Below are 10605 nucleotides of genomic sequence, written 5' to 3' on the forward strand. Positions count from 1 at the left end.
AAACAAAAAGTGTTGACAATAAACTTAGAAAGGAGTATATTGTGATTATACAAAACAGATTGTGTTGGTTGGTAACAACAATTTGTTCAAATAAATCAAAAAGGAGAATGCTCATGACAATTATTATTGGAGCAGATGCTGCAGGAAGCAAGCTGAAAGATGTGGTCAAAGATTATCTCGTTGGAGAAAGCTTTGAAGTAGTCGATGTGACAAAGGAAGGCCAGGATTTCATTGATGTGACACTAGCGGTTGCCACTGAAGTGAATGAGCAAGAAGATAATCTTGGTATTGTCATTGATGCATACGGAGCAGGTCCGTTCATGGTTGCGACAAAAATTAAGGGTATGGTTGCAGCAGAAGTTTCAGATGAACGCTCTGCTTATATGACTCGCGGCCACAACAACTCTCGTATGATTACGATGGGATCAGAAATTGTTGGTGAAGGCCTTGCTAAGAATATTGCAAAAGGATTCGTCAATGGGAAATATGACGGAGGTCGCCACCAAATCCGTGTTGATATGCTCAACAAGATGTGCTAAGGAGAGAGGAGAATTTAAATGAAAATTGCAATTGGATGTGACCATATCGTAACTAACGAAAAGATGGCTGTTGTTGATTTTTTGAAATCAAAAGGCTATGAAGTTCAAGACTACGGAACATACGACCATGTACGGACTCATTATCCAATCTATGGTAAAAAAGTCGGAGAAGCAGTGGCCAGCAGAAAAGCAGATCTAGGAATCTGTATCTGCGGTACAGGGGTCGGCATTAATAATGCGGTTAACAAGGTTCCGGGAATCCGTTCAGCCCTGGTCCGTGATATGACTTCAGCTCTCTACGCTAAAGAAGAATTAAATGCTAATGTTATCGGGTTTGGTGGCAAGATTACCGGAGAACTTCTCATGTGTGATATCATTGAAGCTTTCATTCATGCAGAATATAAACCAACGGAAGAAAACAAAAAGTTGATTGCAAAAATTGAGCATGTCGAAACTCACAACGCTCATCAAGCTGATGAGAACTTTTTCACAGAATTTTTGGAAAAGTGGAATCGCGGAGAATACCACGATTAGTGAGGTAACCAGATGATTCTTACAGTTACAATGAATCCTTCCATTGATATCTCTTATCCGTTGGAAGAGTTTAAGCTAGACACTGTTAATCGTGTTGCAGAAGTCAGTAAAACAGCTGGCGGAAAAGGTTTAAACGTAACAAGGGTTCTAGCAGAAATTGGCGATCATGTCGCCGCAACAGGATTAATTGGTGGAACAAATGGAAAATTCTTGCTTCAGAATCTCCATCAGAATGTGCAGCAGTCTTTTTATGAAATTTCTGGGGATACCAGGAATTGTATCGCCATTCTGCACGAGGGTAAGCAAACGGAAATCCTGGAAGCTGGGCCAAGAATTTCTGCATCAGAGGCAAATGGCTTCTTGCATCATTTCAAGCACTTGATGGAATCGGCTGATGTAGTCAGCATCTCAGGTAGTTTACCGGCGGGTCTACCAGTTGAGTATTATATTCAGCTTATTGAAATTGTCAATCAATTTGATAATAAAGTCGTCCTGGACTGTTCAGGTGCTGCCTTGGAAGCCGTTTTGAAATCGAATGTAAAGCCAACTGCAATCAAACCAAATAATGAGGAGTTATCCCAATTATTAGGTAGAGAAGTTTCAAAGGATATTGGCGAACTCAAATCTGTTTTGTCTGATCCTTTATTTGAAGGAGTCGAATGGATTATCGTATCACTTGGTGCAGATGGTGCCTTTGCCAAGCACTGGGATACTTTCTACAAGGTAGATATCCCTAAAATTGAAGTAGTCAATCCAGTTGGATCTGGGGACTCGACTGTTGCAGGAATTTCTTCAGCTCTGAGTCATCATGTAGATGATGTCTCTCTATTGAAAAAAGCAAATGTTCTTGGCATGTTAAATGCTCAAGAAAAGATGACTGGACATGTCAATGTTTATCATTATGACGGTCTTTATGAACAAATAAACGTAAAAGAGGTATAAACAATGGTATTAACTGAGCAAAAACGTAAATATATGGAAAAACTTTCTGATGAAAATGGTATCATCTCTGCCCTGGCCTTTGACCAACGTGGAGCCTTGAAACGATTGATGGCTCAATACCAAGAGGCAGAACCAACAGTTGCGCAAATGGAAGAACTGAAAGTTCTGGTAGCTGAAGAACTGACCCCATACGCTTCCTCCATGCTGCTGGATCCAGAATATGGCCTTCCGGCTACAAAAGCCCTGGACAAAAATGCCGGTTTGCTGCTGGCTTATGAAAAAACAGGTTATGACACCTCCAGCACTAAGCGTCTACCGGACTGTCTCGATGTCTGGTCTGCCAAACGTATCAAAGAACAAGGGGCAGATGCAGTCAAGTTCTTGCTTTACTATGACGTAGACAGCTCTGAAGAATTGAACCAGCAAAAACAAGCTTATATTGAACGTGTGGGTTCTGAGTGTGTTGCGGAAGACATTCCTTTCTTCCTTGAAATCTTAGCCTATGATGAAACCATTGCGGATGCTTCCAGTGCCGAGTATGCCAAGGTGAAGCCTCGCAAAGTTATTGAAGCCATGAAAGTTTTCTCTGATTCACGTTTCAATATTGATGTTTTGAAGGTTGAAGTACCAGTCAATGTGAAATATGTAGAAGGCTTTGGCGATGGTGAAGTGGTGCATACGAAGGAAGAAGCTGCAGCTTTCTTCAAAGAACAAGATGAAGCAACCAAGCTGCCTTATATCTATCTGAGCGCCGGTGTGTCCGCTAAACTCTTCCAAGAAACACTTGTTTTTGCTCATGAGTCTGGTGCGAATTTCAATGGTGTTCTTTGCGGCCGTGCCACTTGGGCAGGTAGTGTCAAAGACTATATTGAGCAAGGGGAAGAAGCTGCTCGTCAATGGCTTCGTACGACAGGCTTTAAAAACATTGATGAGCTTAATAAAGTTCTACAAAAAACAGCCACTTCTTGGAAAGAAAGAGTCTAATTCTGCTATTTTATAATGAAATTTTTAACAGCTCTGATTTAAAATAGAAGGGGGAAATAAAAATCCAACGTAAGCGTTTCTGCATAAAATAGAGCTTCTGGAAATTTCCTAAAATAGGATCAGTCATTGGTATCCATTTAGGGAGAGTTATCAATGACTGATTTTCGTTTAAAATCACCAAAAAAAGAAAAAAATGTTTAAAAAGCTCAAAGAAAGGGTTTACAAATTATTAACCTTATGATATACTATAGTCACAAGTTAATAAAAGGTGAATGTTAGTAACTAAGATTACGCATGATCACAGACGAATTAGAGGTAAAAAACTTTCTAAGGGTGTTTGTGGTCATTTTTTATTTTCACAATTCTTGAATATTCAAGTAAGGAGGTTACCATGTATCGGATTCTAAATCCAATGAACCACAATGTCGCTCTTGTCAGAAATGAAAAGGGGGAAGAGTTGGTCATTGTTGGGAAGGGAATCATTTTTGGTAAAAAGAAGGGTGATTTTATCCCAAAAGAAAAGGCTGAGAAAGTCTTTCGGATGAAAACGGAGGAATCGAGAGAAAACTTTGTGAGTCTTCTCAAAGATGTTCCGCTGGATTTCATCACTGTGACCTACGAAGTGATTGACAGTCTTTCAAGGAAGTACAGCTATCCGGTTCAAGATTATATCTATGTCACTTTGACGGACCATATCTACTGTTCTTATCAAGCAGTACAACAGGGACGCTACAAGGACAGCGCTCTTCCAGATGCTAGAGAGAAATATCCAGTTCCTTATAAAATCGCTCAAGAAGCTGTAGCGATTTATCGTGAACGCTTATTAGATACCTTTCCAGACGATGAAATCAATAGAATTGCCTATCACTTTATTAATGCAGAAGGAGATTCTAATTCAGAAGGACAGAACCATCTAGATAAGCGGAAAGAAATTCTAGGTGAGGTCGAAGCCGAGCTAATGAAAAATGGAATTAGAAGAACAACTGATAATAGTAACTTCTATGACCGTTTCATGATTCACCTTAATTACTTCTTAGACTATTTAGATAGGAGTCGGGATGATAATGTGTCACTCCTTGAAATGGAAAGTCAGATAAAGCTGACTTATCCAGAAGCCTATCAAATTGGAAGTACCATTTACGAGATTGTCGCTCAACAAACTGGAGTAGATGTATACAACAGTGAGCGAGTCTACCTTGTTTTACATATTCAACGATTACTTTAACTAAAAAAGGAGGTTCTGTCATGAACAGAGAAGAAGTAACATTACTTGGTTTTGAAATTGTAGCCTATGCAGGCGATGCCCGTTCCAAACTGTTGGAAGCCTTAAAGGCTGCAGAAGCGGGAGATTTTGCTAAGGCAGATGCCTTGGTGGAAGAAGCCAATGGCTGCATCGCTGAAGCTCATCATGCTCAGACCAGTCTCTTGACAAAAGAAGCTGCTGGCGAGGACTTGGCTTACAGTGTGACCATGATGCACGGCCAGGATCACCTAATGACTACTATCTTGCTAAAAGACATGATGCACCATTTGATTGAACTATACAAAAGAGGAGTAAAATAATGAACAAACTCATCGGACTTATTGAGAAAGGGAAGCCTTTCTTTGAGAAGATTTCTCGGAATATCTATCTCCGTGCTATTCGGGATGGCTTTATCGCTGGTATGCCAGTCATCCTCTTTTCATCTATCTTTATCTTGATTGCCTATGTGCCAAATGCTTGGGGCTTCCACTGGTCTAAGGACATTGAAACTTTCCTTATGACTCCTTATAGCTATTCGATGGGGATTCTGGCATTCTTTGTAGGCGGAACAACCGCTAAGGCTCTGACAGACTCTGTCAATCGTGATCTGCCAGCGACAAACCAGATTAACTTCTTGTCTACGATGCTGGCTTCCATGGTCGGCTTCCTCCTGATGGCTGCTGAACCTGCTAAGGAAGGTGGCTTCCTGACTGCCTTTATGGGAACCAAAGGTCTTTTGACAGCTTTCATCGCAGCCTTTGTAACGGTTAATGTCTACAAGGTTTGTGTGAAAAATAATGTCACCATTCGTATGCCAGAAGAAGTTCCACCAAATATTTCCCAAGTATTTAAGGACTTGATTCCATTCACTTTGTCAGTGGTTATCCTTTATGCCTTTGAACTGATTGTTAAAGCATCTCTTGGTGTAACTGTTGCAGAATCTATTGGTACGCTTCTGGCTCCTCTCTTCTCTGCAGCTGATGGTTATCTCGGAATTACCCTTATCTTTGGTGCTTATGCTTTCTTCTGGTTTGTGGGTATCCATGGTCCATCAATCGTTGAACCAGCTATTGCAGCCATTACTTATGCCAATATCGATGCCAACCTGCACTTGATTCAAGCTGGTCAACATGCGGATAAGGTCATCACCTCTGGTACACAAATGTTCATCGTTACCATGGGTGGTACTGGTGCAACCTTGATTGTTCCATTCCTCTTCATGTGGCTCTGTAAATCAGAACGAAACAGGGCTATCGGACGTGCCTCTGTTGTTCCTACCTTCTTTGGAGTTAACGAACCAATCCTCTTTGGAGCTCCTATCGTATTGAATCCAATCTTCTTCATTCCATTCATCTTTGCCCCAATTGCCAATGTCTGGATTTTCAAATTCTTTGTCGATACCTTGAACATGAACTCCTTCTCAGCTAACCTTCCATGGGTAACCCCTGGACCTCTGGGAATTGTTCTTGGTACCAACTTCCAACTCTTGTCATTCGTCCTTGCGGCTCTTCTGGTTGTAGTGGATATTATCATCTACTACCCATTCGTCAAGGTTTATGATGAACAAATTCTGGAAGAAGAACGTTCTGGTAAATCAAACGATGCTCTGAAAGAAAAGGTTGCGGCTAACTTCAATACAGCTAAAGCAGATGCGATTCTTGAAAAAGCAGGTGCTGCAGAAGAAGCTCCAGCTCAAAATAATATTACAGAAGAAACAAATGTCCTTGTTCTTTGTGCTGGTGGTGGGACCAGTGGTCTCTTGGCTAACGCTCTCAATAAAGCGGCAGCCGAGTACAATGTCCCTGTTAAAGCAGCAGCTGGTGGTTATGGTGCTCACCGTGAAATGCTTCCTGAATTTGACCTTGTTATTCTGGCTCCTCAAGTAGCTTCTAACTTTGAAGATATGAAAGCTGAAACAGATAAGTTAGGCATCAAATTAGCAAAAACAGAAGGTGCGCAATACATCAAGTTGACCCGTGACGGTCAAGGTGCTCTTCAATTTGTTCAGGAACAATTTGAAGATTAGTCCATTACTTGAGGTGAAGTAAAAATAATCTATTATTCCCTGTCCAGTTTGCTTCATCTCAAATGCTTTTGAAAGAGGAGAAAAAGATGACAAAAACACTCCCAAAAGATTTTGTTTTCGGTGGTGCTACAGCAGCTTATCAAGCTGAGGGCGCTACTCATACAGATGGAAAAGGTCCCGTTGCTTGGGACAAATATCTAGAAAATAACTACTGGTATACAGCAGAACCTGCCAGCGACTTTTACCACAAATATCCAGTAGACCTTGCGTTAGCTGAGGAATATGGAGTAAATGGTATCCGTATTTCGATTGCTTGGTCACGTATATTTCCAACTGGGTATGGCGAAGTAAATCTAAAAGGCGTGGAGTTTTACCACAAGCTTTTTGAAGAATGTCATAAACGGCATGTGGAACCATTTGTGACCCTTCATCACTTTGATACTCCGGAAGCCTTGCATTCAAATGGTGATTTTCTCAATCGTGAGAATATCGAACATTTTGTGGACTATGCAGCTTTCTGTTTTGAAGAATTCCCAGAAGTTCGCTATTGGACGACCTTTAATGAGATTGGGCCGATTGGAGACGGCCAGTATCTCGTTGGAAAATTTCCGCCGGGCATCCAATATGACCTAGCCAAGGTCTTCCAATCCCATCACAATATGATGGTCTCTCACGCTCGTGCAGTAAAGCTCTATAAGGATAAGGGCTACAAGGGTGAAATCGGAGTTGTTCATGCACTCCCTACCAAGTATCCTCTTGATCCGGAAAATCCGGATGATGTGGTTGCAGCAGAGTTGGAAGACATTATCCATAACAAATTTATCTTGGATGCGACTTATCTGGGATATTATTCCGAAAAAACCATGGCTGGAGTCAATCATATTCTGACTGCCAATGGTGGTACTTTGGATTTACGAGATGAAGATTTTGAAGCACTCGAAGCGGCTAAAGACCTCAATGACTTCCTCGGAATCAACTACTATATGAGTGACTGGATGCAAGCTTTTGATGGCGAGACTGAAATTATTCACAATGGTAAGGGCGAAAAAGGAAGTTCTAAATACCAAATAAAAGGTGTTGGTAGACGGGTTGCTCCAGACTATGTTCCAAGAACAGACTGGGATTGGATTATCTATCCGCAAGGACTCTATGACCAAATCATGCGGGTTAAGAAGGACTATCCAAACTACAAGAAAATCTACATTACGGAAAATGGTCTGGGCTACAAGGATGAGTTTGTAGATAATACTGTCTATGATGATGGACGGATTGACTATGTTAAACAACACTTAGAAGTCTTATCTGATGCTATTGCTGATGGAGCAAATGTCAAAGGTTACTTTATTTGGTCGCTGATGGATGTCTTTTCTTGGTCTAATGGTTATGAAAAACGTTATGGGCTTTTCTATGTGGATTTTGATACGCAAGAACGCTATCCAAAGAAGAGTGCTCACTGGTATAAACAAGTAGCTAAAACACAAATTATTGAGTAGGTTTTAAAGATACTTCTTTATTATAATTTCTAATATAAAACGAGAATGTGAGTCTTTGAACTGATATTCTCGTTTTCTTTTGTTTTGGAGGAAAAAATGGTTATTGAATTAAGAAATAATGAATTAACTGTACAGTTTAAGGAGTTTGGAGGTGCTTTATCATCAATTAAAGATGAAGATGGAATAGAATATCTTTGGCAAGGGAATCCACAATATTGGAGTGGCCAGGCCCCTGTTTTATTCCCCATTTGTGGAAGTGTTCGTGACGATAAAGTTAGTTTTGATTCTGACAACAAAGATATTCTAAGGATTATTCCTAGACACGGTTTAGTTAGAAAAGAAAATTTTTTATTTAGACAGATTGATGAGCAAACGATAGCTTTTACTTTTAAATCCACAGAAGTTACTTTGAAAAATTATCCTTTTAACTTTGGATTAAAAATTATTTATCGCTTACACGAGTCAACGATAACGACTCAATATCAAGTGACGAATACTGAAAATAATAGGATATTACCCTATTTTATTGGAGGACATCCAGGTTTTAATTGCCCGTTAATAGATAGCGATATTTACGAAGATTATTATTTGGAATTTTCTGAAGAAGAGACTTGTAGTATCCCTAAAAGTTTCCCAGAGACAGGGTTGCTTGATTTACAAAATCGTACACCATTTCTCATGAATGAAAGAAAGATTGATTTAGTACATTCACTGTTTTCTCATGACGCTATTACATTTGACAAACTTAAGTCTCGTAGTGTCAGTTTGAAATCTAAGAAAAGTAATAAAGGACTGAGAGTGGATTTTAAAGATTTTTCTAACTTAATTATTTGGTCAACAACTAATAATAGTCCGTTTATTGCTTTAGAACCATGGAGTGGTTTATCTACTTCACTTGAAGAAAGTGATATTTTTGAAGAGAAACGACAAGTGACATTTGTGGAACCAGGAGAAACAAGTATTAAATCATTCGATATTACAATTTTGTAATCACAAGAAGATCAATATGTCCAGAAAAGTTAAAAACTAGTTTCAAAAAACATGCATCTGTCTTATGAGAAAAGGAAAAATATTATACCATTTTTTGATAGCTAACAGCATTAGAAACCTCAACTGGCATTCAGATAAGGATGATATAAATTTTGCTGTCATAACATGACAATTTCCCAGCTTTTTTCTGAAAGTGACATATACTTTTCTTAGGAGAAAGCTAGATGTACCAACGTATAAGAGATTTGAGGGAAGATCATGATTTCACTCAAAGATATGTTGCAGAAGTGCTTTCCTTTTCTCATACTAACTATGCAAAAATTGAGAGAGGGGAGGTGGTTTTAACAGCCGATGTTCTTATAAAACTCTCTAAACTCTATAACGTTAGTACAGATTATATTTTAGGACTAACTGATCATCCTCATAAAATCAATTTTAAAAAATAGTCTCTCCTTGATTTGTTCTTTGACAATTGAATAAACCGAGGTGGGACTTTCTTATTTGTTGAGCAGCTTAGTATGATACGCTGGGATATGAGCGGTAATTGTCAGCTATAAAATAGAGTGGTCCTCTATATGCCAAGATTACAAATAAGGACAATGATACTTCTGAACGTTCAGGCTGCCAGCGTAAAAGGACAGCGGGTGAAATGCCCATGAGTGATCTAACCAATCATACCCACGGAGGATTTTATATAGTACAATTTACGAGGAGGGGAGAGTTTGAATCAATCAGCAGTAAAATATGGTATGCAATTATCAATGATTAACTTTTTATACTCAAAAAATATGCTATCGAAAAATGAGTATGAAAAGATAAAAAACAAACTGCGTATTAAGTACACAAAATAGCTGACCTTTTTGTTTGAACGCGGTAATATAGAATCAAAAAGGAGTAATTTCAGTTATGAAAAAAAATAATGTTGAAATAATAAAGGCTGATTCTTTAGTTAGACGAAGAGGTATCAATGTAGAAAGACATTTAAAAAGGGTTGCTGCGTATTGTCGAGTGAGTTCTGATAGTGAGGATCAAAAAACAGTTATGAATCTCAAGTAAGACATTACAAAGATTATATCTCTCAGCGTTCAGATTGGGAACTTGCAGATATTTATGCAGATGAAGGAATTTCAGGAACACAAGCAGGAAAGAGACAAGATTTTCAACGTTTAATAACTGATTGTATGAATGGAGAAATCGATTATATTGTCACTAAAGCAATTGCTAGATTTGCAAGAAATACCTTAGATACTTTGAAGTATGTCAGAATGTTAAAGGATATGCAAATTGGAGTATATTTTGAAGAAGAAAATATAGATACCCTCACAATGGATGGAGAACTGCTTCTGACTATTCTGAGCTCCGTTGCACAGCAAGAAGTAGAGAATACTTCTGCCCATGTGAAAAAGGGATTGAAAATGAAGATGCAACGTGGTGAATTGATTGGTTTTCAAGGGTGCTTAGGCTATGACTATGATATAGAAACTAAGAAACTTTCTATAAATAAAGAAGAAGCAATAATAGTTCGTTATATTTTTGAAAGATACTTAGAAGGTATTGGAGGGAAAGTCATAGCAAGGGAACTTGATGAACTAGGTTACAAATCTCCAAGAGGATTAGATCATTGGAATGATACAACAGTCTTAGGAATCATAAAGAATGAAAAATATAAGGGTGATATTCTTATGGGAAAAACTTTTACAGTTGATCCAATAAGCAAGAGACGGTTGAGTAATTTGGGAGAAGAAGATAAGTACTATATCAAAGATAATCATGAAGCAATAATATCTAAAGAAGATTTTGAAAAAGCTCAGGAAATTAGATTGCAACATAGTCAAGTAAATGGACACACTTTTT

Annotated in this window: 11 protein-coding genes and 1 pseudogene; all 12 read left to right on the forward strand. The window is 38.7% G+C overall.

What is annotated here, in order from left to right:
• The first annotated feature begins 113 nt into the window (after window positions 1-113).
• A complete protein-coding gene (lacA, locus tag HMPREF2887_RS02605) occupies window positions 114-539 on the forward strand; it encodes a galactose-6-phosphate isomerase subunit LacA (RefSeq protein ID WP_049512055.1) in 426 nt (141 codons plus the stop codon).
• 18 nt (window positions 540-557) lie between these two features.
• Complete coding sequence (gene lacB / locus HMPREF2887_RS02610; RefSeq protein ID WP_049512057.1) at window positions 558-1073, forward strand: galactose-6-phosphate isomerase subunit LacB; 516 nt, start codon at window positions 558-560, stop codon at window positions 1071-1073.
• Window positions 1074-1085: 12 nt separating this feature from the next.
• On the forward strand, window positions 1086-2015 hold the full coding sequence (locus tag HMPREF2887_RS02615; protein WP_057489707.1) for a tagatose-6-phosphate kinase: 930 nt from the start codon (window positions 1086-1088) through the stop codon (window positions 2013-2015).
• Between the two features lie 3 nt (window positions 2016-2018).
• Window positions 2019-2999 carry a tagatose-bisphosphate aldolase gene (gene lacD / locus HMPREF2887_RS02620; RefSeq protein WP_049512060.1) on the forward strand — a complete coding sequence of 327 codons (981 nt, stop codon included), beginning with the start codon at window positions 2019-2021 and terminating at the stop codon, window positions 2997-2999.
• A gap of 391 nt (window positions 3000-3390) precedes the next feature.
• Entirely contained in the window at window positions 3391-4224 is an 834-nt protein-coding gene (locus tag HMPREF2887_RS02625) for a PRD domain-containing protein (RefSeq protein ID WP_049512063.1), read from the forward strand.
• A gap of 20 nt (window positions 4225-4244) precedes the next feature.
• Complete coding sequence (locus HMPREF2887_RS02630) at window positions 4245-4562, forward strand: PTS lactose/cellobiose transporter subunit IIA (protein WP_002894735.1); 318 nt, start codon at window positions 4245-4247, stop codon at window positions 4560-4562.
• Complete coding sequence (locus tag HMPREF2887_RS02635) at window positions 4562-6268, forward strand: lactose-specific PTS transporter subunit EIIC (protein WP_049512068.1); 1707 nt, start codon at window positions 4562-4564, stop codon at window positions 6266-6268. The genes HMPREF2887_RS02630 and HMPREF2887_RS02635 overlap by 1 nt, the downstream gene beginning before the upstream one ends.
• Window positions 6269-6354: 86 nt before the next feature.
• Window positions 6355-7761, forward strand: a complete 1407-nt coding sequence (gene lacG, locus HMPREF2887_RS02640; RefSeq protein WP_049512071.1) for a 6-phospho-beta-galactosidase — start codon at window positions 6355-6357, stop codon at window positions 7759-7761.
• A 96-nt stretch (window positions 7762-7857) separates the two neighbouring features.
• On the forward strand, window positions 7858-8751 hold the full coding sequence (locus HMPREF2887_RS02645; protein ID WP_049512074.1) for an aldose 1-epimerase family protein: 894 nt from the start codon (window positions 7858-7860) through the stop codon (window positions 8749-8751).
• Window positions 8752-8975: 224 nt separating this feature from the next.
• Window positions 8976-9197, forward strand: coding sequence for a helix-turn-helix domain-containing protein (locus tag HMPREF2887_RS02650; RefSeq protein WP_049512077.1), 222 nt, complete (start codon window positions 8976-8978; stop codon window positions 9195-9197).
• 276 nt (window positions 9198-9473) lie between these two features.
• A complete protein-coding gene (locus HMPREF2887_RS10630; RefSeq protein WP_315940896.1) occupies window positions 9474-9602 on the forward strand; it encodes an SHOCT domain-containing protein in 129 nt (42 codons plus the stop codon).
• A 55-nt stretch (window positions 9603-9657) separates the two neighbouring features.
• A pseudogene (locus HMPREF2887_RS02655) lies at window positions 9658-10605 on the forward strand (recombinase family protein); the annotation flags it as partial.

This window comes from Streptococcus sp. HMSC071H03 (assembly GCF_001813035.1).
In the GTDB taxonomy this organism is placed as follows: domain Bacteria; phylum Bacillota; class Bacilli; order Lactobacillales; family Streptococcaceae; genus Streptococcus; species Streptococcus anginosus.